The organism is Lentzea sp. NPDC037011, assembly GCF_055607425.1.
Window position 1 is genome coordinate 215,496 of record NZ_JBVJRT010000004.1, and the last position, 20,506, is coordinate 236,001.

General features: G+C 72.4%; 27 protein-coding genes. 9 read left to right on the top strand and 18 right to left on the bottom strand.

From position 1 onward, the window contains the following. Positions 1 to 50: 50 nt before the first annotated feature. Both ACZ7CH_RS13130 and ACZ7CH_RS13135 read left to right on the top strand, forming a co-directional pair. Complete coding sequence (locus ACZ7CH_RS13130; RefSeq protein ID WP_360394625.1) at positions 51 to 824, top strand: helix-turn-helix domain-containing protein; 774 nt, start codon at positions 51 to 53, stop codon at positions 822 to 824. Positions 825 to 867: 43 nt separating this feature from the next. Beyond that, entirely contained in the window at positions 868 to 1,809 is a 942-nt protein-coding gene (locus tag ACZ7CH_RS13135) for a GNAT family N-acetyltransferase (RefSeq protein ID WP_470373945.1), read from the top strand. Between the two features lie 16 nt (positions 1,810 to 1,825). On the opposite strand, the gene ACZ7CH_RS13140 is transcribed toward ACZ7CH_RS13135, so the two are convergent. The 11 genes from ACZ7CH_RS13140 to ACZ7CH_RS13190 all read right to left on the bottom strand — a co-directional run bounded on the left by ACZ7CH_RS13140 (position 1,826) and on the right by ACZ7CH_RS13190 (position 8,864). Continuing rightward, positions 1,826 to 2,029 carry a hypothetical protein gene (locus ACZ7CH_RS13140; RefSeq protein ID WP_470373946.1) on the bottom strand — a complete coding sequence of 68 codons (204 nt, stop codon included), beginning with the start codon at positions 2,027 to 2,029 and terminating at the stop codon, positions 1,826 to 1,828. Then, a complete protein-coding gene (locus ACZ7CH_RS13145; RefSeq protein WP_470373947.1) occupies positions 2,026 to 3,279 on the bottom strand; it encodes an RNA polymerase sigma factor in 1,254 nt (417 codons plus the stop codon). The genes ACZ7CH_RS13140 and ACZ7CH_RS13145 overlap by 4 nt, the downstream gene beginning before the upstream one ends. A 7-nt stretch (positions 3,280 to 3,286) precedes the next feature. Continuing rightward, a complete protein-coding gene (locus ACZ7CH_RS13150) occupies positions 3,287 to 3,553 on the bottom strand; it encodes a YciI family protein (RefSeq protein WP_470373948.1) in 267 nt (88 codons plus the stop codon). Further along, positions 3,519 to 4,439, bottom strand: a complete 921-nt coding sequence (locus tag ACZ7CH_RS13155; RefSeq protein WP_470373949.1) for an NAD(P)H-binding protein — start codon at positions 4,437 to 4,439, stop codon at positions 3,519 to 3,521. Before ACZ7CH_RS13155 ends, ACZ7CH_RS13150 begins: the two co-directional genes overlap by 35 nt. After that, positions 4,436 to 5,191: a TetR/AcrR family transcriptional regulator gene (locus tag ACZ7CH_RS13160; RefSeq protein ID WP_470373950.1), complete on the bottom strand. Its 756-nt coding sequence runs from the start codon at positions 5,189 to 5,191 to the stop codon at positions 4,436 to 4,438. The genes ACZ7CH_RS13155 and ACZ7CH_RS13160 overlap by 4 nt, the downstream gene beginning before the upstream one ends. A 62-nt stretch (positions 5,192 to 5,253) precedes the next feature. Continuing rightward, a complete protein-coding gene (locus ACZ7CH_RS13165; RefSeq protein WP_470373951.1) occupies positions 5,254 to 5,562 on the bottom strand; it encodes a MerR family transcriptional regulator in 309 nt (102 codons plus the stop codon). A gap of 424 nt (positions 5,563 to 5,986) precedes the next feature. Continuing rightward, entirely contained in the window at positions 5,987 to 6,208 is a 222-nt protein-coding gene (locus ACZ7CH_RS13170; RefSeq protein WP_470373952.1) for a hypothetical protein, read from the bottom strand. Beyond that, positions 6,205 to 6,711, bottom strand: coding sequence for a YflT domain-containing protein (locus tag ACZ7CH_RS13175; protein WP_360394652.1), 507 nt, complete (start codon positions 6,709 to 6,711; stop codon positions 6,205 to 6,207). Before ACZ7CH_RS13175 ends, ACZ7CH_RS13170 begins: the two co-directional genes overlap by 4 nt. A gap of 35 nt (positions 6,712 to 6,746) precedes the next feature. Then, a complete protein-coding gene (locus ACZ7CH_RS13180; protein WP_458432288.1) occupies positions 6,747 to 7,526 on the bottom strand; it encodes an arylamine N-acetyltransferase family protein in 780 nt (259 codons plus the stop codon). Positions 7,527 to 7,571: 45 nt separating this feature from the next. Next, positions 7,572 to 8,063: a GNAT family N-acetyltransferase gene (locus tag ACZ7CH_RS13185; RefSeq protein ID WP_470373953.1), complete on the bottom strand. Its 492-nt coding sequence runs from the start codon at positions 8,061 to 8,063 to the stop codon at positions 7,572 to 7,574. Positions 8,064 to 8,093: 30 nt separating this feature from the next. Beyond that, complete coding sequence (locus tag ACZ7CH_RS13190; RefSeq protein WP_470369238.1) at positions 8,094 to 8,864, bottom strand: SDR family NAD(P)-dependent oxidoreductase; 771 nt, start codon at positions 8,862 to 8,864, stop codon at positions 8,094 to 8,096. Between the two features lie 65 nt (positions 8,865 to 8,929). On the opposite strand from ACZ7CH_RS13190, the gene ACZ7CH_RS13195 reads away from it, so the two are divergent. Next, on the top strand, positions 8,930 to 9,322 hold the full coding sequence (locus ACZ7CH_RS13195) for a MerR family transcriptional regulator (RefSeq protein ID WP_470374187.1): 393 nt from the start codon (positions 8,930 to 8,932) through the stop codon (positions 9,320 to 9,322). Positions 9,323 to 9,425: 103 nt separating this feature from the next. Continuing rightward, the gene (locus ACZ7CH_RS13200; RefSeq protein WP_360394664.1) at positions 9,426 to 9,602 is read left to right on the top strand and encodes a hypothetical protein; all 177 of its coding nucleotides are present in this window, start codon (positions 9,426 to 9,428) and stop codon (positions 9,600 to 9,602) included. Between the two features lie 209 nt (positions 9,603 to 9,811). Here the strand turns inward: ACZ7CH_RS13200 and ACZ7CH_RS13205 are convergent, their stop codons facing one another. Then, complete coding sequence (locus ACZ7CH_RS13205; RefSeq protein ID WP_360394667.1) at positions 9,812 to 10,039, bottom strand: hypothetical protein; 228 nt, start codon at positions 10,037 to 10,039, stop codon at positions 9,812 to 9,814. Positions 10,040 to 10,101: 62 nt separating this feature from the next. Between ACZ7CH_RS13205 and ACZ7CH_RS13210 the strand changes: the two genes are divergently transcribed. After that, positions 10,102 to 10,833, top strand: a complete 732-nt coding sequence (locus tag ACZ7CH_RS13210) for an SDR family oxidoreductase (RefSeq protein WP_458432291.1) — start codon at positions 10,102 to 10,104, stop codon at positions 10,831 to 10,833. 9 nt (positions 10,834 to 10,842) lie between these two features. Here ACZ7CH_RS13210 and ACZ7CH_RS13215 read toward each other — a convergent pair whose 3' ends face one another. Both ACZ7CH_RS13215 and ACZ7CH_RS13220 read right to left on the bottom strand, forming a co-directional pair. Beyond that, positions 10,843 to 11,346 carry a DUF2087 domain-containing protein gene (locus tag ACZ7CH_RS13215; protein ID WP_360394673.1) on the bottom strand — a complete coding sequence of 168 codons (504 nt, stop codon included), beginning with the start codon at positions 11,344 to 11,346 and terminating at the stop codon, positions 10,843 to 10,845. Positions 11,347 to 11,406: 60 nt separating this feature from the next. Continuing rightward, positions 11,407 to 11,883, bottom strand: a complete 477-nt coding sequence (locus tag ACZ7CH_RS13220; protein ID WP_458432292.1) for a hypothetical protein — start codon at positions 11,881 to 11,883, stop codon at positions 11,407 to 11,409. 49 nt (positions 11,884 to 11,932) lie between these two features. Between ACZ7CH_RS13220 and ACZ7CH_RS13225 the strand changes: the two genes are divergently transcribed. Next, on the top strand, positions 11,933 to 12,922 hold the full coding sequence (locus ACZ7CH_RS13225; RefSeq protein ID WP_360394678.1) for a helix-turn-helix transcriptional regulator: 990 nt from the start codon (positions 11,933 to 11,935) through the stop codon (positions 12,920 to 12,922). Here the strand turns inward: ACZ7CH_RS13225 and ACZ7CH_RS13230 are convergent. From ACZ7CH_RS13230 to ACZ7CH_RS13245, 4 genes are all read right to left on the bottom strand, one after another. Continuing rightward, positions 12,858 to 13,577 (bottom strand): DUF3626 domain-containing protein, encoded by a 720-nt coding sequence (locus ACZ7CH_RS13230; RefSeq protein WP_470374188.1) that lies wholly within the window; start codon positions 13,575 to 13,577, stop codon positions 12,858 to 12,860. The two genes, ACZ7CH_RS13225 and ACZ7CH_RS13230, sit on opposite strands and share 65 nt — an antisense overlap. A gap of 118 nt (positions 13,578 to 13,695) precedes the next feature. Then, complete coding sequence (locus ACZ7CH_RS13235; RefSeq protein ID WP_470374189.1) at positions 13,696 to 14,214, bottom strand: sugar O-acetyltransferase; 519 nt, start codon at positions 14,212 to 14,214, stop codon at positions 13,696 to 13,698. Positions 14,215 to 14,231: 17 nt separating this feature from the next. Further along, the gene (locus ACZ7CH_RS13240) at positions 14,232 to 14,990 is read right to left on the bottom strand and encodes an SWIM zinc finger family protein (protein ID WP_470373954.1); all 759 of its coding nucleotides are present in this window, start codon (positions 14,988 to 14,990) and stop codon (positions 14,232 to 14,234) included. After that, positions 14,987 to 17,311: a DEAD/DEAH box helicase gene (locus ACZ7CH_RS13245; RefSeq protein ID WP_470373955.1), complete on the bottom strand. Its 2,325-nt coding sequence runs from the start codon at positions 17,309 to 17,311 to the stop codon at positions 14,987 to 14,989. Before ACZ7CH_RS13245 ends, ACZ7CH_RS13240 begins: the two co-directional genes overlap by 4 nt. A 41-nt stretch (positions 17,312 to 17,352) precedes the next feature. Here ACZ7CH_RS13245 and ACZ7CH_RS13250 point away from each other — a divergent pair, with 41 nt between their 5' ends. The 3 genes from ACZ7CH_RS13250 to ACZ7CH_RS13260 all read left to right on the top strand — a co-directional run bounded on the left by ACZ7CH_RS13250 (position 17,353) and on the right by ACZ7CH_RS13260 (position 20,499). Then, on the top strand, positions 17,353 to 18,123 hold the full coding sequence (locus ACZ7CH_RS13250) for a TetR/AcrR family transcriptional regulator (RefSeq protein ID WP_360394691.1): 771 nt from the start codon (positions 17,353 to 17,355) through the stop codon (positions 18,121 to 18,123). A gap of 184 nt (positions 18,124 to 18,307) precedes the next feature. Further along, positions 18,308 to 19,546, top strand: coding sequence for a hypothetical protein (locus tag ACZ7CH_RS13255; RefSeq protein ID WP_360394694.1), 1,239 nt, complete (start codon positions 18,308 to 18,310; stop codon positions 19,544 to 19,546). Next, on the top strand, positions 19,543 to 20,499 hold the full coding sequence (locus ACZ7CH_RS13260; RefSeq protein WP_360394696.1) for a glutamate ABC transporter substrate-binding protein: 957 nt from the start codon (positions 19,543 to 19,545) through the stop codon (positions 20,497 to 20,499). Before ACZ7CH_RS13255 ends, ACZ7CH_RS13260 begins: the two co-directional genes overlap by 4 nt. Positions 20,500 to 20,506: the final 7 nt, after the last annotated feature.

The following is a 20,506-nucleotide window of genomic DNA, read 5'->3' on the forward strand; positions in this document are numbered from 1 at the left end:
ACGCGGCGTGGGGACGTTCTTGAAGAAACGCGCCACATAGGATTCCCGGCGTGCAGGGGCCGCGCCGGGACACACGGGGGATCGTCGACGCACGGGAGCTCTTCGCCCGTGTCCGGTTCCGCCGCCGCCTGCCCGCGCCCGAGCTGCGGCCGTACCTGGAGCACTACTGGCTCATCGACGGCGAGCTGGACACGCCCTACACCTCGCACGTCGTGCCGCACCCGTCGGTGAACGTCGTGTTCGAGCACGGCCACGAGCACCCGGAGATCGCCGGGGTCGGGCTGGGGTTGTTCAGCCGGGAGCTGCGCGGGCGGGTGCGGGTCGCCGGGGTCCAGTTCCGGCCGGGCGGGTTCCGGCCGTTCCGCGCGGAGCCGGTGTCGCGGTGGACCGGGCGGCACGTGCGGCTGACCGACGTGCCCGCGGCGCTCGTGCTGGCCGTGGAGGGCGAGGATGATCGGGTGGCGGCGCTGGACGCGTTCCTGCTGGGCCTCGGACCGGTCGCCGACCCGCAGGCGGCGCTCGCGGTGGAGCTGGTGCAGCGCATCCGCGAGGACCGGGAGATCCGCCGGGTCGCTGACTTCGCCCGTGCCGAGGGCGTGGCGGTGCGGACGTTGCAGCGGCTGTTCGCCGACTACGTGGGGGTCAGCCCGAAGTGGGTGATCCTGCGCTACCGCATCCACGAGGCGCTGGAACGGGCGGAGACCGACGTCGAGTGGGCCGGGCTCGCCGCCGACCTCGGCTACAGCGACCAGGCGCACCTGGTCCGCGACTTCACCCAGACCGTCGGCGTCTCCCCCACCGCCTACGCCAGGGCGCTGACCTGAAAACGGTTCGACGCCGCCGCCGGCCCCTGCCACAGTGCCCGCTGTGACGACCGAACTCCTCACCGCCGAGGACGTGCGCCTGATGCAGGGCCTGGCTCAGCGGGTCACCGCGGTCCGCCCGGAGCTGGTCAACAGCGACGCCTCCTACGGTGAGCTCGCGTGGAACTGGGGCAAGGACCACGCCACCGAGGGCCACGCCTGGGTGCGCCGGCTCTGGTTCGCGGGCGACGACCTGGTGGCCTGGGGATGGGCGCAGCTGCCGCGCCGGGTGGTCCGCCGTGACGGTTCGGTCAGGGACGTCACCGGCGCCTACCTCGCCCACCAGGTGCACCCCGGCCACCCGGCGCTGCTGGACGAGGTGGTCGACTGGTTCGACGGCGTCGCACCGGGTGTCGACCGCACGGTGCTGCCCAACGCCGACGACGAGGCCGCCCTCGCGCGGTGGACGGCGCACGGCTACGAGGTTGATCGGGACTCGCTCGGCGGCTGGACCCAGCTCAACGAACGCGACCTCACCGAGATCGCGCAACCCGTGCTGCCGGCCGGTTTCCGGTTCCGCACCGCCGACGAGGCCGGTCCGGAGGCGGTGGTGCGGGCGCACGTCGACGCCTGGGCCGGCTCGACGTACTCGCTGCGGTCCTACGAGGGTGTCCGGCAGACGGCCGCTTACCGCGGTGACCTGCACGTCCTGGTCGAGGCGCCGGACGGGACGATGGCGTGCTCAGCGATCATGTGGCTCGACGAGGTCAACCGGACCGCCGAGTTCGAACCGGTCGGCACCCATCCGGAGCACCGCAGGCGTGGCCTGGCCAGCGCGGTGTTGCTGCACGGCATGGGGCTCGCGCGGGCGGCCGGGGCGGTGCACGTGACGGTCGCGTGCCTGGGCGCGGAAGAGCACCCGTCGGCACGGGAGCTGTACTACGGCGTCGGGTTCCGGCTGCTGTCGCGCGACCTGCCGCTGATCAAGCGGGCGGACAGCGCCTGATCGGCCACACCACGGCTCACCTCGCCAGTGCGCGTCCGATCGCGGCCACCGCCGTCGTGATGTCGCCCGGTGTCGTCGCCGCGTACCCCAGCACCAGCCCCGGCGCGTGCTCGGTCTGGCAGTGCCACGACAGCGGCTGCACCTTCACCCCGCCGGCGAGCACCCGCGCCCGGTTCTTCGCGGTGTCGTTCGCCGCGCTGGGGGTGACGCTCGCGCTCACGTGAGGCAGGCGGCGGCGCGGTCGAGCAGCAGGGTGCGCTCGCGTTCGTTGCGGGTCAGGCCCGCCGCCTTCTCGAACTCCGCCCGTGCCTCGTCGGTGCGGCCGAGCTTGAGCAGGAAGTCGCCGCGCACGCTGGGCAGCAGGTGGTAGCCCTGCAACGCCTTCGCGCCCGCGATCTCGTCGACGAGCGCGAGCCCGGCGGCCGGTCCGTAGGCCATGGACAGCGCCACCGCCCGGTTGAGCTCGACCACCGGCGAGGGCGAGAGCCGTGCGAGCACCTCGTAGAGCGCGGCGATGCGCCGCCAGTCGGTGTCCTCGGGCCTGCGGGCGCGGGCGTGGCAGGCCGCGAGCGCCGCCTGCACGTAGTAGGGGCCGGGCGGCTGGTTGAGCGCCTCTGCCCGTTCCAGCGCCGCGAGGCCGCGGCCGACGAGCAGCCAGTCCCACCGGGCGCGGTCCTGCTCCAGCAGCAGGATCGGCGTGCCGTCGGGGGCGGTGCGGGCCTGGGAACGGGAGGCCTGGATCTCCATCAGCGCCACCAGGCCGTGGACCTCGGCCTCCTTCGGCGCGAGCTCGGCGAGCACCCGGCCCAGCCGCAGCGCCTCCGCGCACAGCTCCGGCCGCATCCAGTGGTCGCCCCGGGTGGCGGAGTAGCCCTCGTTGAAGATCAGGTAGATGACCTCGAGGACGCTGGCAAGGCGGGCGGCGAGCTCCGGTCCCTCCGGCACCTCGAACGGCACCCCGGCCTCGGCCAGCGCCTTCTTCGCGCGCACGATCCGCTGCGCCACCGCGGTGTCGCTGACCAGGAACGCCCGCGCGATCTCCTCGGTCTTGAGGCCGCCGAGCATCTTGAGCGTCAGCGCGACCCGCGCCTCGGTGCCCAGCACGGGGTGGCAGGCGGTGAACATGAGGCTGAGCAGGTCGTCGCCGATCTCGTCCTCGACGCCCTCACTGGCGTCCGGTGAGGACTCCCGGACGCCGCGGCCGATCTCCTCGACCTTGCGGTTGAAGTTCTCGCGGCGGCGGATCTGGTCGACGGCCCGGCGCTTGGCCGTGGTCGTCAGCCACGCGCCGGGGTTGTTCGGCACTCCCTCGACCGGCCACTGCTCCAACGCCGCGACCAGCGCGTCCTGTGCCATCTCTTCGGCCAGGCCGACGTCGCGCACGTACCTGGCGAGCGCGGCGATGACCTTCGCCGACTCCATCCGCCAGACCGCGTCGATCGTCCGGTGCACCGAGGTCGTAGCCCCCATGGGGGCATCAGACCACAGCCACCTGCCGGATTTCCACGACGCACCCGGCCACCGGGATGCGCCGCACGCGTTCGACCGCTTCGGCGTGGTCGCGCACGTCGATCAGCCAGTACCCGCGCACCGGCGCACCCGTTGTGACGCGGCCGTTCCCGTCGACGGCGCCGGCGCGCAGGTCGGCCGCGTCGAGCAGCACCCCCGCCCGCGCCAGCGCGTCGCAGTACCTCGTGGCGAACGGCAGCTCAGCCGCCGTCCTGACGATCACCAGAAACCGCACCGGGTCCTCCTCGTCGCGCGTCCCCCGCGGGAACGTCGATCGAGGAGCCGCCGAAATCGACGGCGTGGTCGCGCGCCCATGCCGCGAACGTGCGGTAGGGCCTGCCGGTGACGGTCTCGAAGTCCGGCTCCACCGCGAACTCGTAGTCGGAGAAGTCGTCCGCGTCGCCGCCCTCGTAGCCGCCGAGGCCCAGGACGTAGCGGGCGATCTCCTCCGGCCAGCCCACGCTCACGTAGTAGGCCAGTGCCTGCTCGACCGTGACGTCGGCGAAGCGCAGCTCCCGCCCGAGCACCTCGCCGATCGCCCGCGCCATCTCGCGTTGCGTGAGCGGCGCGGGGCCGCTGAGCGTGTAGGCCTTGCCGTCGTGGCCGTCCTCCAGCAGCGCGGCGACCGCCACGTCGGCGACGTCGGCCTCGTGGATCGGCTGGCCGAGCTCGTCGGGATTGGGGTGCACGATCGTGCCGTCGGCGCGGATCGACGGCGCCCACAGGTCGACCTTGTTGACCGCGAACTCGCCTGGCCGCACGTGCGTCCATGCCACGCCGGAGGCCTCGACCGCCTGCTCGACCGGCAGGTGGTGGGTCCGGTCGTAGCCGTGGGTCACCGCGCCCGAGGACAACGTGACGATCCTGTGCACACCGGCCCGCACGGCCAGGTCGACGACACGGTGCGCCGTGGGCGGGTGCGCGAACAGGTAGAGCTTGTCGACGCCGTCGAACGGGATGCCGCCGGGGTCGTCGAGGTCGCCGCGCACCACCTCGACGCCGTCCGGGAAGCTCGCCTTCGCGGGGTCGCGGGTCATCGCCCGCACGCGAGTGCGGTCCGCGAGTCCCCGCACCACCAGCCGGCCGACGTTGCCGGTCGCCCCGGTCACCAGGACCGTCATCGCAGGCCTTCCTCGATGCCGTCGAGCAGCTTGGTCAGGCCGTAGTCGAACGAGCCGCGCACCTGCTCGGCGAGCGTGCCGCCGGTGTCGTAGGCGCCGGCGTTCCACAGGGTCGTCATCGTCGGGTAGCGCTCCACGTCGAAGTAGTCGTCCCAGAACAGCTGCCGCGCGTGCCACCAGGAGTCGCCGGACTCGCCGGTGACCTGTTCGAGCTGCTGGTCGTCGACCTCGGCGGCCGCGGCGCCGTGCACGAACCCCTCGACGGCGGTGTGCGCGACGATGACCTGCCGCGGTTCGAGCCCGGAGTCGGCCAGCGCGGCCAGCACGAACTCCTGCCCGTCCATCAGGCCCGGTCCGAGCGGTGGCCGCACCATCGACACGTCCCGCATCCACGGGTGCGCCTGGTAGACGGCGCGGGTGCGGTCGGCGTAATGCTGGATGCGTTCCCGCCACGTGCCCTCGGCGCTCAGGTCGCGTTCCTGCAGCACCGTGTCGGCCATCAGGTCGATGAGCTCGGCCTTGCCGGGCACGTGCCCGTAGAGCGACATCGTGCCGACGGTGAGCTCCTGTGCGACGCGCGCCATCGACATCGCCGCGAGTCCTTCGCGGTCGGCCACGGCGATGGCGGCCGCGACGACCTGGTCGACGCTCACCTTGGGCTTCCTGCCGACCGGTTTGGGCTCCGGCGGCCGGCGCCAGAGCAGTGCGATGGTCTTGGCGGCGTCTCCTGCGCCGCTGCGTTCGACGGCCATGCGTCCCCCTCATTTCCGTAGGCCATGCGGAAACAATACCGTACGTCATACGGAAACTGGGGTCAGTTCGTGCCGAGCCGCGCCCGGAGGTCCGTCACCTGGGCTTTCGCGGCGGTCAGGTCGTCCTGCAGCCGGACGATCACGATCGCGGAGGCCAGCGGGTGACCGTCGTCGAACAGCGCCCGGAAGCGCTGGGCGAGGCCGAGCTGACGGCGGGAGTAGCGGCGGTGACCGCCGTCGGAGCGCTGCGGCACGAGGACGTCGGCCGCGTCGAGGCTGCGCAGGAACGCCTGCTGCACGCCGAGCAGCTCGGCCGCCCTGCCCATGCTGTAGGCCGGGTAGTCCTCGTCGTCGAGGTCGCTGAGCGGCACGCCGGACTCCTCTATCGGGTGGTTGACTAAACCTACAGTGCGCGCTACAAAAAATATGTACCTGCTAGCTCTTCATCGAGGAGTGGTACAAGGTGCTGACGACCGGTGAGAGGGCGTTCGCGGACCTGGTGTACGCCGACCCGGCGTGGGTGAGCGCGGAGTTCGAGGCGATCATCGACGCCAACTTCGGTACGACACCGAGACCGCGTCACCACCGCCCCGCGGCCGCCGTCGGGTTCGCGGAGCCCGCGGCACTGCGAGGGGTGTGGCGCACCGGGTCCGCGAGGTCGCGGCAGCGATCTCCCCCGGCCGGACGAGGCAGTCGCGTTCTCGTCCAGCCGACGCGGGAAGGAGCCCGGACACAGGGGAAGGGGCGGCAGACCCGGAGGTCTGCCGCCCCTTCCGCGTGGTGGGAGCTGGTCTTCTAGGCGGCGAGGTCGGCGCCCGCCGGTTCGAGCAGGAGCTGCGCCACACCGAGCTGGCGGGCCGCGGCGCGCAGGTCCTTCACGACCTCGGCGACGTCACGGCCGAGGTCGCGGTCGGCGCGTGCGGCCAGCTGGGCCGCCGCCGCGCTCAGCTCGGCGCTCCTGAGGCTGATCTCTTCCACCGCCGCGCGCAGTTCCCCGGCGGTCAGCGGGGCGCTCATCCGCGCCACGCCAGCTTCGTCAGCATGTCCTTGCCGCGTTCGGCGCTGCGCGGGTGGCTCAGCACGTCGTAGCGGCCCGCGACCAGCTGCGTGGTCGAGGCGAAGTCGCGCTTGCCGCGCGTGGCCGCGTAGCGCATGGCCGACGAGGCCAGACCGAAAGCCGTACCGACGAGCAGACCGGTGACGATCGGGGCGATGGCGCCGCCGGTCGAGAACAACCCGAGCAGCAGACCGACGAACAGACCGAACCAGGCACCGGACGCGGCGCCGGCGCCGAGCACGCGACCCCAGGTCAGGCGCGCGGTGACGCGTTCGACGATCATCGGCTCGACACCGACGATGGTGACGTCGGCGACCGGGAAGTCGTTGTCCGCCAGGTGGTCGACGGCTCGCTGCGCCTCTTCGTAGGTGGCGTAGGACCCGATCGGCCAGCCGCTGGGCGGGGTGGGCAGTGCGTTGACGCCGGTCGTGGCTCCAGCGGTGAACGGAGTCGCGGTGGTCATGTGCAACACCTCCGATGTGCGATCCCCTACATCTATTAGTACGAATGTGCGGGCACGGGTGTTCCTGAAGTTGAGCCGATGTGACTCAGCTCCCTCTCGGTGAGCGCGATGTCCAGCGACTCCAGTGCCGCACCGAGGTCCTCGACCTCGACCCGCTCCGGTTCGGCGCCCGCGCGGTCGACGGTGAGCGTGCGGCCGACCAGCCGCCGGCTCAGACCGGGTTCCAGGCGCATCACGACGAGCTGGCCGCTGAACGGCGACCTCGGGTGCGTGGCCACGTAGTAGTTGGCCGCCAGGTAGTCGACCGGCAGCTGCTCGACGTCGTCCTCGAACGCGTGCTGCAGCTCCCAGCCGTCCGCGGTCTGCTTCTCCAGCACCCAGCGGCGTTGCGCGCGCCGCAGCCGGTGCGGCCACCCCGCCTGGTCCACGACCGCGCCGTCGCGCAACGGCATCGGGTGCAGCATCCCCGCGCCGAACCCGACGTCGGCGAGCTGACCGTCCACGATGGACATCATGTGCGTGCGCGGGCCGGTCCTCACCCGGCTCATCCGCCGCTGCACCGTGTGCCCGAGGCGTTCCAGCACCGCCGTGAACAGCAGCTGGTGCTCGAAGCAGTACCCACCGCGGCGGCGGTGGACGAGCTTGTCCTGGATGTCGGCCATGTCCAGCGACGGCACGAGACCCAGCATCACGTCGATGTTCTCGAACGGAATGGCGCGCACGTGCGCCTCATGCAGCTCCGCGAGCGAGCTCGACGCGGACGCTCCCGTGCGCTCCAAGTACGCGTCCACGTCGACGACGTCCGTCTCCCACATGCGTGACCCCCTTCGGCTGTGAACCCCTCGCCCACCCCAACTGGATCACGCCGACTCCCATTCCTGGCGGGTCAGCTCGTACTCGACGTCACCGTGCTCGGCGCCGGGCAGCGGCTCGTCCCACTGCGGGAACACCGTGCGCACGTACCGCAGCCCGCATTTCCGCATGACCCGCCGCGACCCGGCGTTGACCGCCATCGTGGTCGCGACGACCCGCTGCGCCCCGCATGCGCGGAACGCGTGCTCGACCAGCGCCCCGGCCCCCTCGGTGGCGTACCCGCGGCCCCAGCAGTCGCGGCGCAGCCGGTAGCCCAGCTCGAACACACCGGCGCCGGTGTCCCCGAGTTCGAACCAGCCCAGCCACTGCCCGGTGCGCCGCTCCACCGCCGCGTGGAAACCGCCGGCCAGGTAGTGCTCGACGGGCGCGGGGTCGAGGAACCGCATCACCTCGGGGTCGGCGTGCAGCCGCCGCAGGTCGTCCACGTCGGACTCGGTGAGCGGGCGCAGCGTCAGCCGTTCGGTCCGCAGGCGTTCCACACCGGCATCCTGTCCGGCCTGTCCACCGGATTACGGCTGGGTCGCGCGCAGGGCGAGTGCGGCGACCAGGCGCAGAGGTGTCCTGCGGAGCAGGAAGGCGGTGAGCTTGTTGAGGTGCCCGTCGACCACGGCCGGTCCGCGGCGCTCCAGTGCGGCCAGCGCGGTGCGGGCGACCTGGGCGGGATCGCGCTTCCCGTGGCCGGGCCGGGCGTTCATCGCAGTCCGCGTCGGTCCCGGGCTCACCGCGACCACGCGGACGCCGCTGGAGCGCGTCTCGGCCCACAACGCCTGCGTGAAGGACAGGACGTAGGCCTTCGACGCCGCGTAGGCGGCGAGCACGGGCGCCGGGGTGTAGGCCCCGGTGCTCGCGATGTTGACGACCGATCCGCGGCCCCGCCGGACCATCCCGGCGACCACGAGCGCGGTCAGCTCGGTCAGGGCACCGGCGTTGAGGTCCACCAGCCGGCGCAGGGCGGCGGGGTCGCTGTCGGCCACCAGCGCACGTGAGCTGGTGCCGGCGTTGTTGACCAGCATCTCCACCTCGACACCCGCCTCCCGCACGACCTCCAGCAGGCGGTGGGGAGCGCCGGGCTCGTCGAGGTCGAGCGGCACGCACCGCACGACGACACCGTGCCGCTCGCGCAGTCCGGCGGCGGTCTTCTCCAGCCGGTCGGGATCGCGGGCCACCAGCACCAGGTTCGCCCCGTGGCCCGCGAGCGCGTCCGCGATGGCCTCGCCGATGCCGCTCGACCCGCCGGTGACCAGGGCGTGGCGGCCCTTCATCTCGGATGCCGTTGTCATGGCGGCTAACCTAAACATTGACGTCAACGTGAAGGTCAAGCCGACGGCCGGGAAGGCGGGACGTGATGCGCATCGGAGAGCTCAGCCGGGCGACCGGCGCGAGCACGCGGGCTCTGCGCTACTACGAGGAGCAGGGACTCATCCGCAGCGAGCGCCTGCCCAACGGGTACCGCGACTACGGGCCCGAGGCGGTCGGCGTGGTGGAGTTCGTCCAGGACCTGCTCGCCGCCGGGCTGTCCTCCAGGGTGCTGCGCGACGTCGTGCCCTGCGTGGGCGGCGGCCACGAGAGCACCGCGTGCTCCGAGCTGCTCGCCCTGGTTCAGCAGGTCCGCGATGACCTGCTGGACCAGGAGCGGCGCATCCGCGCCCGCCGGCAGGCGCTGGAGCAGTACCTCACCGGCCGGCGCAGCCCGCGCGGCAGCACCGGTCTGACCGGTGTGCCCGGGACTTCGGCCTGACCGTCTCCGGTGCCCCCGGCGTCCGATGTGGTGGCCGTGACCGGGGTCACGGCAGGCCTGCCCTCGTGCGGGGCGCAGGAGGGCGCGATGGCAAGATCCTCGCGTGCCGATCGATCAACAGTCCGGCAGTGCAGAGCCGGCGACCGAGGTGTTCGCGAAGATCACATCAGAGGAACCGAAGGCGGCACCCGCGCCGGCGCCCGTGCGCCGACGCAGGTCGCTGTCGCGGCGGCTCGCCCGCCGCATCCTCGGCCCTACTCTGATGACCAGGAAGGACTGAGCTCACTACCGGTCGGGGACCTGGCCGAGCCCGCCGCACGCGCGGCAGGCGGTCCGGTCCTCGTTGAGCCCAGATCCATGGCAACGGCTGCACTCCTTCACAGGACGACAGTGTCCGCTTCTACTCCGAGTGGCCGCAGCCGCCGAAAAAGGGACCCCTTGGCAATAATGGGTGAACCCCATCGTTCACGCTCGGTGACGACCCGGTGGTCAGGCCGGGGTGGACGGTCCCGCCGGGATCTCGTTGGCACGTGCGACGTTCCCTGCGACGATGCCGCTGCGCTCGGCCGCCGGGACCCGCCACCAGCCCGAGCAGCCGCGCGGGCACGGGTGTGACATCTCCTGCACGACAAGGCCTTCGTCACCGAACACCGGCTGTTGCCACGACATGGTCCCCGACCCCGCGCACAGCAGGCAGGTGTCCTCTTCATGTTCCACCAGTGGTGATTACTCCACACTCGACACCGCGGGCAATCGCTGGATCGAGGGGAGAAGCGGGCATGGCGGTAGCGGTCGTGACGGGAGCGGGTTCGGGTGTGGGGCGTGCGGCGGCGCGCACCCTGCTGGCCGCGGGGTTCCGGGTGGCGCTGGCCGGTCGGCGCGCGGACGCGTTGCGCGAGACCGCCGAGGGCTTCCCGGACACCGCGCTGGTGGTACCGGCCGACGTGTCGCGTGAGGACTCGGTGAGCGCTCTCTTCCAGGCGGTGGTGGACTCCTGGGGCCGGGTGGACGTGCTGTTCAACAACGCCGGCACCACCGTGCCGGCCACACCGGTCGAGGACTTCGGCCTCAGCGCGTGGGAGGAGGTCGTCGGGGTGAACCTGACGGGCGCGTTCCTGTGCGCACGGGAGGCGTTCCGGGTGATGAAGACCCACGGCGGCGGGCGGATCATCAACAACGGCTCGGTCTCGGCGTCGGTGCCGCGCCCGCACGCGGTGGCCTACAACGCGACCAAGCACGCGATGACCGGGCTGACCAAGTCGTTGTCGCTGGAGGGCCGCGCGCACAACATCGCCTGCGGGCAGATCGACATCGGCAACGCGGCCACCCCGATGACCGAGCGGATGGGCCGGGGCGTGCTGCAGGCCGACCTCGAGACGCGGCCGGAGCCGACGTTCGACGTGCGGCACGTGGCCGACGCGGTGCTCTACCAGGCGCGGTTGCCGCTGGAGGCCAACGTGCAGTTCATGACCGTGATGGCCACGGCCATGCCCTACATCGGCCGGGGTTAGACCGCGGCATCAGATCGGCAGGGGCTGGGCCTGGTACATGCCGCCGCCGCGTTCGAGCAGGCCGTGGTCGACGAGGTAGCGGCGGAGGGTGACGTGGTCGACCTCTCCCCCGTCGCACCACGCCCGCAGCCGTTCGTTGACCTGCTTCTCGTCGTAGTACTCGCGGGCGGTGAAGGCGCGTGCGGCGACGTGTTCGAGGATCTTGCGGCGGCGTTCGGCCGCCACCGGGAGCGAGATCAGCTTGTCGCCGCGCACGAACGGTGCGAGCCCGTCGGCGGGCATCGCCTCGGTGAGCGTGGCGGCGAGCGGCTTGAGGTCGGCCGGGCGGGCCGGTTCTCCCTCGACCAGCCCGGCCTCGCGCAGCTTGAGCAGTGCGACGCCCGCGTCCTTGACCTTGAGCCCAGACGCGGCGGCGACGTCGGCCAGCGTTCCCGCGCCGAGGACGACGGCGGCGAACGCCCGCAGCCTCGACGGTTCGGCCAGTGCGCGCACGACGTTCTCGGGGGTGGTCATGTCTGCGAACCTAACCACCCCGTCCAGCCGTTTACCGGGACGGCGCCCCCGTCCAGTCGCTCATCGGCCGACCGGTCCCCGCGCCAGGCTGTCGGCGAGGTAGGCGGTGAGGTCCGGCTCGTCGGTGTCGAGCACGTGCCGCACCCAGGCCCTGCGTTCGTGTTCGAGCGGCGGCAGCTCCCAGACGCAGCCGATGAGGTCCTTGGGGATGACGCTGAAGCGGGTGAGGTCGGGGTCGGTGGAGCCGAGGAACGGCTGGTCGCCGGAGACGGCGGTGCGGCAGTGCAGGACGTTGTCCCAGACCCAGTTGTAGGCGTTGAGGTACATGCCCGCGGCGCTGCGGTGCAGCACGGTGACCGTGGCGGGCGGGGTGGGGTCGGCGAAGTCCGGGTAGATCGTCGGCAGGAAGTCGTACGCGGCGGCGCGGACGTCGTCGGTGATCTCCAGTCCGGGGGTGACCACCTCGTACCGCTTCACGTGTCTGCCCGCGACCACCAGGGGTTCGCGCACCGTCAGGTTCTTCTCGTAGAACGCCATGCGTCGAACGTATGAGCCCACTGCTGACACCTTGTGGCAGTGTATTTCTGTGCGTGCGAGCCGGTTGGTGTCGTTGCTGCTGTTGTTGCAGGCGAAGGGGCGGATGACCGCGCAGGCGCTGGCCGACGAGCTGGAGGTGTCGGTCCGCACGATCTACCGCGACGTGGAGTCGCTGCACGCCGCCGGGGTGCCGCTCTACGGCGACGCGGGCCCGGCGGGCGGCTACCAGCTGCTGGAGGGTTACCGCACCCGGTTGACGGGCCTGACCGAGCAGGAGGCGGAGTCGCTGTTCCTGGCCGGGTTGCCGGGTCCGGCGGCGGAGCTGGGTCTGGGGGCGGCGGTGTCGGCGGCGCAGCTGAAGCTGATGGCGGCGTTGCCCTCGCCGATGCGCGACCGGGCGGCACGGATGGCCACGCGGTTCCACCTCGACGCCCCTGCCTGGTACTACGACCCGGAGCGGTCGCCGTTCCTGGAGCTGGTCGCCGACGCGGTGTGGCACGCGCGGCTGCTGGAGGTCTCCTACCGGCGCTGGCAGGCTCCGGAGGAGGTGACGCGGGTGCTGCGCCCGCTCGGCCTGGTGCTGAAGGCGGGCCGCTGGTACCTGGTGGCGCTGGGGTCCTCGCGCATCTCGACCTACCGGGTGGCGCAGATCCAGGCCGTGCGGGCGCTGGAGGGGACGTTCGAACGCCCGGCGGGTTTCGACCTGGCGGCGCACTGGGCGGCGTCGCTGGAGGACTTCCAGGCACGCCAGCACACGGGGTCGGCGGTGCTGCGGTTGTCGCCGCGCGGCTGGGAGTCGTTCGCCGTGCACGTGCTGCCGGTGGTGGCGCGGGCGGCGGAGGACTCGGCGGTGCCCGACGGCGGGTGGACGCGGGTGACGATCCCGATCGAGTCGGTCCCGCACGCGACGGGGATGCTGCTGCGGCTGGGCGCGGAGGTGGAGGTGCTGGAGCCGGCGGAGCTGCGCGAGCGGGTCACGGCGGTGGTGCGGGACCTCGCAGCGCTGTATGCGCCAGGTGGTGCCACAGGTGTTTCCTGACCTGCGGGTCGGCGTCAGCCTGCGCGAGGGTCCACGGGTCGATGACGCCGTCGACGGCGATGCGCAGTCCCAGCTCCACCGACTCGGGCGTGCGGAAGCCGGGGTCGAGGTCCGTTGTGGACATCCGGAACCCGCTGTGCCACTCGACGCGGGTGTCCAGGGCGTGCGCGGCGTCCTCTACCTCGGTGCCGCGGAAGGACGGGTCGAGCACGACCGCCTCGACGTCGGCGAGGGTGACCGGGCCGTGGACGTGGGCCTCGACGTAGTCGTCGAGCAGGTCGCGGTGGCCGGTGAGGGCGATCAGCGGCATGTGCCGCGCGGTGCCGAAGTCGACGGGTTCGAAGACGCTGTCGGGGTAGCAGAACGTGCTGCGGTCGAGGGTGTTCTCGGTGAGCCGCAGGTGCGCCGAGCCGAACCGCGGTGCGCCGCCGAACTCGCTGCGGCGGTGGTTGAGCGCCCCGTACTTGGGGCGCGCGGCGGGTGGGGCGTGGTCGTAGGCGCCGCCGAACAGGCGGCTCTCCCACTGCCAGCGGGCTCCGCCCGGGTGGGCGGTGAGGCCGCCGTTGCCGGTGCCGGTCTCGAACTGGGACCGGTAGACGCCGTCGCGGGCGAGGGCGGCCAGCACCCCGTGGCCGGGGTGGAAGTTGAGCGTGATGCGCAGGTCGCGTGGCACCGGCGGCCCGGTGAGGCCGCGGAAGTTGTCGGTGCCGGCTGCGATGGTGGAGGTGGGGGCTCGCGTCCCCCCGGCGGGGGGCCAGTCCGAATCGATCCGGTCAGAGCTCACGGACCACCCGGCAGGGGTTGCCCACGGCCAGCACGCGCGGCGGGACGTCACGCGTCACCACGCTCCCGGCGCCGATCACCGCGTTGTCCCCGATCGTCACCCCCGCGCACACGATGACGCCGCCGCCGAGCCACACGTTGTTCCCGATGACGATCGGTGCCGCGGTCTCGTACCGCTGCCGGCGTGCCTCGTGGTCCTCGACCGGGTGCAGTGCGGTGAGCAGCTGGGCGCGCGGGCCGATGGAGACGTCGTCGCCGATGGTGATGGTGGCGCAGTCCATGAGGATCGCGTCGTAGTTGAGGAAGCTGTTGGCGCCCAGGTGGATCTGGTAGCCGTAGTCGCACTGCAACCGCGGCATGACCCACGAGCCGGCGCCGATCGACCCGAACAGCTCCCGGATGACAGTGTCGTCGCGGGTGGCGTTGAACGTGTCCAGGAGCCGTTGCGCGCGGCGGCGTTCGGCGACCAGTTCGGGGTCGGAGTCGCGGTACAGCCGGCCGGTCATCATCTTCTGCTTCTCGGTGATCACCCTTCGAGGGTGCCCGACCGCAGCAGTGCGCGGGCGCGGGCGGCGGCGATCTCCATCAGTGCCACGAGCTCCTCGGCGGCGAACCCCGGTGGCGCCTCGACCGCGAGCACCACAGGTGTGGTGGCCGGGATGCCCGGTCGTGCGGGCAGCTGACCTGCGACGACGTCGGAAACCACCACAGGTGTTCTGGTGCCGACGGGTCCGGCGATGCGGGAACGCAGTGCGTCGAGCAGTTCCTGTTCGGGTTTGCCCTTGAGCAGCAGCAGGACGAACGGGTCGGCGTCGAGCAGCCAGCCGACCTGGAAGGCCAGTGCGGCGGCGTGGCGGCAGGGCAGCTCCCAGCCGGGGCAGTCGCAGTCGGGGTCGAGGTCGCCGATGCCGGGCAGCAGGTCCACGCCGACGTCGGCGGCGGAGGCGACCAGGGTGCGGGGCATGTCGTTGTCGAGCAGGGCGGCGATGTGACCGGACTGCTCGGCGACGCGGTCGAGGAACCGTCCCCAGTGGAGCTCGGTGAGCTCCGGGACGTGCACGGTGGTGCTGTAGACGGTGTCGTCGTCGTGGACCTGGGCGTGCAGGCGGCCGGGGCTGACGGTGATGGGGCCGACGACGCCGGCGTGGGCGTAGCGGCGGCCCATGCGGATCACGGCGGTGTCGAGAGCGGTGTCCTCCAGTGCCTTCACCCACGTCTTTCCCCACCAGGTGGTGGCGACGCGGCGCTTGGTCTTCGGGAACGCGGCGAACCCGCGGGCGGTCATCGGGTGCTCCTCAGTTCGACGAGCTCGGCGAGTTCGGCGTCGGTCAGTTCGGTGAAGGCGGACTCCCCCGCGGTGAGCACGGCGTCGGCCAGGGAGCGCTTCCGCGCCAGCAGTGCGGCGATGCGTTCCTCGACGGTGCCCTCGGTGACGAGCTTGTGGACCTGCACGGGCCGGGTCTGGCCGATGCGGTGGGCGCGGTCGGTGGCCTGGTCCTCGACGGCGGGGTTCCACCAGCGGTCGAAGTGGATCACGTGGTCGGCGCGGGTGAGGTTGAGCCCGGTGCCGGCGGCTTTGAGCGACAGCAGGAACACCGGGGCGCGACCGGCCTGGAAGTCCTCGACCATCTGCTCGCGCCGGGCGACGGGCGTGCCGCCGTGCAGGAACAGGGTGGGGGCGGTGATGTGCTGTTCGAGCAGGCGGGCCATGGCGGTGTACTGGGTGAAGACCAGCACGGAGCCGTCCTCGGCGAGGATCGTGGCGAGCAGCTCGTCGAGCAGCTCCAGCTTGCCGGAGCTGCCCCGCAGCGTGTCGTGGCCCAGGTACTGCGAGGGGTGGTTGCAGATCTGCTTGAGGCCGGTGAGCAGTGTGAGCACCAGGCCGCGGCGGGCCATGCCGTCGGCGGTGGCGATCCGGTCGAGGGTCTCGCGGGTCAGCGCCGCGTAGAGGGCGGCCTGCTCGGTGGTGAGCGAGACGGGCAGGTCGGTCTCGGTCTTGGCGGGCAGCTCGGGTGCGACGCCGGGGTCGGACTTGCGGCGGCGCAGCAGGAACGGCCGCACGACGCGGGCGAGCGTGTCGTCGGGCTCCGGCCAGCGGGCGCGGAACGCGCGGTGCGTGCCGAGCAGGCCCGGTGTCGTCCAGTCCAGGATGGACCACAGCTCCGACAGCGAGTTCTCCACCGGTGTGCCCGACAGCGCGACCCGCGCCGCCGACGGGATGGCGCGCAACGCCGTGGCGGTGCCGGAGTGCGGGTTCTTGACGTGCTGGGCCTCGTCGGCCACGACCATGCCCCACGTGTGCTCGCGCAGGACCTCGGCGTCCAGGCGCATGGTGCCGTAGGTGGTGAGGACGACGCCGTGGCCGGGCAGTGTCCGGTGTGGACCGTGGTAGCGGGTGACCGGCACGCCGGGTGCGAAGCGGTGCAGCTCGCGTTCCCAGTTGCCCAGCAGTGAGGCGGGGCAGACGACGAGCGTCGGTGCGTCGAGGTCTTTGTGCAGGTGCAGGGCGATGAGCGTGATGGTCTTGCCCAGGCCCATGTCGTCGGCCAGGCAGGCACCCAGGCCCAGGGAGGTCAGGTGCGCCAGCCACCGCAGGCCGTGCAGCTGGTAGTCGCGCAGGGTGGCGCGCAACGCCGCGGGCTGGGCGATCTCGGGGATCTGCGTGACGGTGCGGGCGAGGTCGTGCGGGGCGACCTCGACGTGCTCGCCGTCGATGACCGCGACCCCGGTGAGGGCGGCGGTGACGGCCTGGACCGCGGGGATCGGCGCGAGCCGTGCGCGGGCCTTCTTCGCGAGTGCGGGGTCGAGCAGCACCCACTGGTCGCGCAGCCGCACGACGGGGCGGCTGGCCTCGGCGATGAGGTCCATCTCGGCGGCGGTGAGCGGGTCGCCGCCCAGGGCGAGCTGCCAGTCGAACGTGAGCAGCTCCCCGGCCGTGAACTGCCCGCTCGCCTGGCCGATGACCGCCCTCGCGGCGAGGGTGGTGTTGAGCTCTTTGGGCCAGTGGACCTCGATGTCGCTGCCCAGCAGCGAGCCGACCTCGTCGTCGGTGAGGTCGAGGTGGTGCGGGGAGGCCTGGTCGAGCAGCCGGTGCAGCGGTGTCCAGCTCGACCGCCGGATCGCCTTGATGGCGTCGAGCTCGCGCCCGGAGCCGGCGACGTCACGGGGGTGGGCGTCGGTGACGGCGCGGACCTGCAGCGTCGCCCGGAAGTCCAGGTCCAGCCGCAGCGACAGGGTGATCTGCTCGTCGGCCCAGGCCTTGAGCTCGGGCACCGCGCACGGCTCGGCCGCCGCGAACGGCCCGTCGCCCCCGCGCGGCAGCGTGTCGGCGACCGCGTCCATGAACGCGCGCAGCTGGTCATAGGACCCGTGCGCGGCCAGCGCGCGCAGGTGCAGCTCGTCGGCGTGGTCGAGCGGCCCGATCCGCCACGTGTCGTGCCCGGCGGCGGTCACCCCGGGCACGATGCGGCCGCGGGCGACGAGGTGCAGCGCGGTGGCGGCGGCCACGGCCCAGTAGTCCTCACCGGCCAGCACCGCGGGCAGGGCGTCGAGCAGGGGTTTTCCGTCGAGCTGACCGAGGCGGGGCGGATCGGCAGGGGCGAACATACTCTGTACCGTACAGCATACGGTACGGTAGTGTCGTCGTCGTGATCGAACACACGGGCAGCGGTGACCCGGCACGGACGCTGGCGTTGCTGTGGCGCACCCAGGAGCGGACCAGCCGCAAGGGCAAACCGGACCTGAGCGTGGACCGGATCGTGCGGGCCGGCATCGACCTCGCCGACACCGAGGGCCTGCGGGCGCTGTCGATGCGGCGGGTCGCCGAGGCGCTGGGCGTGGGCACGATGTCGCTCTACACCTACGTGCCCGGCAAGGGCGAGCTCATCGACGTCATGGTCGACACCGTGCAGCAGGAGACCGGCCGCGTCCCGGCCGCGGGCTGGCGCGCGCACCTGGCGTCCGTGGCGCGGGAGAACCTCGCCCTGCACCGGCGGCACCCGTGGCTGCTGCAGGTGGCGCCGTCGCGGACGGTGCTGGGCCCGCAGGTGGCGGCCAAGTACGACTTCGAGCTGCGCGGCCTGGAAGGCATCGGCCTGTCAGACGTGGAGATGGACTCGGTGCTGAACCTGGTGCTGGGCCACGTGCACAACTCGGCGCGCGGGCTGACGGCGGCGGCGCTGACGGAGAAGGAGACCGGTCTGACCGACCAGCAGTGGTGGGACGCGGCGGCACCGGTGCTGATGACGGTGTTCGACCCGGCCCGCTACCCGGTGGCGGCACGGGTGGGCGGCGCGGTGGGCGAGCAGCACCACAGCGCGTTCAGCCCGGAGCACTCGTTCGACTTCGGCCTGGAGATGATCCTCGACGGCGTGGAGCGGCTGGTCACCACCCGCCAGGCAGACACCGGTGGCCGCTGACGCAACCGCCGTACGGGTGGCGGAGCTGATTCGCGCGGTTACGGCCTGGTGACACCTCGCACGTCCGGTCGCGAATTCGCACGCGGTGGTGCCCGGATGCCTACAGTTACGCCACGCGGCGTGGTGACGATCACCGGATCAGCGACCGCGCACCGGGCAGGCACCGCTGCAGGGAGGGCAGATCGTGGTGATCGACGCGCACCCCCGGCAGGCGCTCGTGCGCCGGATCACCGGTCTGGCGCGGTCGACGCCGGGGCGGTTGAGCCTGATCATCCTGGTGCTGGCGCTGGCGAGCCTGGCCAGCGGCACCCTGACCACCTACGGCGTGGTGCGGCAGTCGCAGGCCCTCGACGACCTGTCGGCGCGGTCGGAGCCGCTCGCGCACGCCGCGCAGGAGGTGTACCGGTCGCTGCAGGACGCGGACGCGACGGCGGCGAGCGCGTTCCTGTCGGGCGGGCTCGAGCCGGTGCGGCTGCGGGAGCGCTACGAGAAGGACATCGCGCAGGCGCAGGCGGCGCTGTCGGTGGCGACGGCCTCCTCCCCCGAGCTGACGGCGACGCTGTCGGCGCAGCTGCCGGTCTACACCGGGCTGATCGAGACCGCGCGCAGCAACAACCGGCAGGGCTACCCGGTGGGCGCGGCCTACCTGCGGCAGGCGTCGAACCTGATGCGCACCCAGCTGCTGCCCGCGGCACAGCAGCTCTACGCCGCCGAGACCGGGCGGGTGACGCGGGCGCAGGACGAGGCGCGGTTCCCGGTGGCGGAGGTGGGGGTCGCGGTGCTGTTCGTGGTGGGGCTGCTGCTCACCCAGCGGTACCTGACCCGCAAGACCAACCGCGTGCTCAACATCGGGCTGCTCGTCGCGACCGGCGCGGCGGTGGTGTCACTGCTGTGGGTGACGACGGTGTCGTTGCTGGTCATGCGCGACGTCAGCGACAGCCGCACGGCCTCGCAGCAGGCCGACGTGCTCGCCCAGGCCCGGATCGCGACGCTGACCGCCCGCGGCGACGAGACGCTCACGCTGGTGGCGCGCGGCGCCGGGCAGACCTACGAGAAGAGCTTCGTGGACACCTCCGCGCGCCTCAAGGGGCTGCTGGAGCAGGCACGCCCCGGTGGCGGTGAGCCGGTGGAGCAGGCCGGTCGGGCGTTCGAGCAGTGGCAGCAGGTGCACCAGCGGATCCGGGAGGCCGACGACGCCGGGCAGTACACCGAGGCGGTCAAGCAGATCAGCCTGCCCTACTTCGACTCGCTGGACCTCGCCCTGGTGCAGGCGATCGGACAGGCGCGGCAGGACTTCAGCGACGAGGTCGCGGTGGCGCGCTCGACGCTGGCGGGCACGGTGGTGGGGGTGCTGGTGCTGTCGCTGATCAGCGCGGCCGGGTCGACGACGGGACTGTGGCAGCGGCTCAAGGAGTACCGATGAGGCGGCTCGTGCTCGCGGCGGTGCTGCTGGCGGGGGCCTGCACGGGCGGCCCCGTCCCCAGCGAGGTGGTGCCCGAGGAGGTGCCGGCACCGCTGCCGGCGGGGGCGAGCACGGTGACGGGCGCCCCGACGTCCTCCCCCGGCCCGGCGCCGCAGTGCGACGCGACGGCGAGCCTGCGCCCGGGACCGCTGCCGCCCGCGGGGCAGATGCCGCAGGGCTCGGCGATGGACCGCATCCTCCAGCGCGGCCGGTTGATCGCCGGGGTGGACCAGAACTCGTACCTGATGGGGTTCCGCAACTCCTTCACCGGCGAGATCGAGGGCTTCGACGTCGACGTGGCGCGCCAGATCGCGCGGGCGATCTTCGGCGACCCGGCGAAGGTGCAGTTCAAGGTGGTCACGGCAGCGGAACGGATCGGGGTGCTGCAACGCGGCGAGGTCGACGTCGTGGCCAGGACGATGACGATCACCTGCGAGCGGCTGCGCGACGTGGACTTCTCGGCCGTGTACTACCAGGCGGGCCAGCGGGTGCTGGTGCGGCGCAACTCGGGCATCTCCGGTGTCGGCGCCCTGAGCGACAAGCGGGTGTGCGTGGCCACGGGCTCGACCTCGCTGGGCAACGTCGCGGGCAGGGCGCGCACGCTGGTGTCGGTGCCGAACTGGACGGACTGCCTGGTGATGCTGCAGCAGGGGCAGGTGGAGGCGATCTCCACCGACGACACGATCCTGGCCGGCCTGGCCGCGCAGGACCCCTACACCGAGGTGGTGGGGGCGCGGTTCACCGAGGAGCCGTACGGGGTGGGGGTGCCCAAGGGGCAGGAGGACCTGGTGCGGTTCGTCAACGGCGTGCTGGAGCGGATGCGTTCCGACGGCACGTGGGCGCAGACCTACCGGCGGTGGCTGAGCACGCTGGGCCCGGCCCCGCAGCCGCCGGTCGCGCGGTATCGGGACTGAGGAGGGC

What these genes read in the sequence shown, in the direction of transcription:
- ACZ7CH_RS13145 (WP_470373947.1), bottom strand. Translation starts at nt 3,279, where the DNA reads ATGGGGGCTACGACCTCGGTGCACCGGACGATCGACGCGGTCTGGCGG.
- ACZ7CH_RS13155 (WP_470373949.1), bottom strand. Translation starts at nt 4,439, where the DNA reads ATGACGGTCCTGGTGACCGGGGCGACCGGCAACGTCGGCCGGCTGGTG.
- ACZ7CH_RS13160 (WP_470373950.1), bottom strand. Translation starts at nt 5,191, where the DNA reads ATGGCCGTCGAACGCAGCGGCGCAGGAGACGCCGCCAAGACCATCGCA.
- ACZ7CH_RS13170 (WP_470373952.1), bottom strand. Translation starts at nt 6,208, where the DNA reads ATGAGCGCCCCGCTGACCGCCGGGGAACTGCGCGCGGCGGTGGAAGAG.
- ACZ7CH_RS13175 (WP_360394652.1), bottom strand. Translation starts at nt 6,711, where the DNA reads ATGACCACCGCGACTCCGTTCACCGCTGGAGCCACGACCGGCGTCAAC.
- ACZ7CH_RS13180 (WP_458432288.1), bottom strand. Translation starts at nt 7,526, where the DNA reads ATGTGGGAGACGGACGTCGTCGACGTGGACGCGTACTTGGAGCGCACG.
- ACZ7CH_RS13190 (WP_470369238.1), bottom strand. Translation starts at nt 8,864, where the DNA reads ATGACAACGGCATCCGAGATGAAGGGCCGCCACGCCCTGGTCACCGGC.
- ACZ7CH_RS13195 (WP_470374187.1), top strand. Translation starts at nt 8,930, where the DNA reads ATGCGCATCGGAGAGCTCAGCCGGGCGACCGGCGCGAGCACGCGGGCT.
- ACZ7CH_RS13210 (WP_458432291.1), top strand. Translation starts at nt 10,102, where the DNA reads ATGGCGGTAGCGGTCGTGACGGGAGCGGGTTCGGGTGTGGGGCGTGCG.
- ACZ7CH_RS13215 (WP_360394673.1), bottom strand. Translation starts at nt 11,346, where the DNA reads ATGACCACCCCCGAGAACGTCGTGCGCGCACTGGCCGAACCGTCGAGG.
- ACZ7CH_RS13220 (WP_458432292.1), bottom strand. Translation starts at nt 11,883, where the DNA reads ATGGCGTTCTACGAGAAGAACCTGACGGTGCGCGAACCCCTGGTGGTC.
- ACZ7CH_RS13235 (WP_470374189.1), bottom strand. Translation starts at nt 14,214, where the DNA reads ATGATGACCGGCCGGCTGTACCGCGACTCCGACCCCGAACTGGTCGCC.
- ACZ7CH_RS13240 (WP_470373954.1), bottom strand. Translation starts at nt 14,990, where the DNA reads ATGACCGCCCGCGGGTTCGCCGCGTTCCCGAAGACCAAGCGCCGCGTC.
- ACZ7CH_RS13245 (WP_470373955.1), bottom strand. Translation starts at nt 17,311, where the DNA reads ATGTTCGCCCCTGCCGATCCGCCCCGCCTCGGTCAGCTCGACGGAAAA.
- ACZ7CH_RS13260 (WP_360394696.1), top strand. Translation starts at nt 19,543, where the DNA reads ATGAGGCGGCTCGTGCTCGCGGCGGTGCTGCTGGCGGGGGCCTGCACG.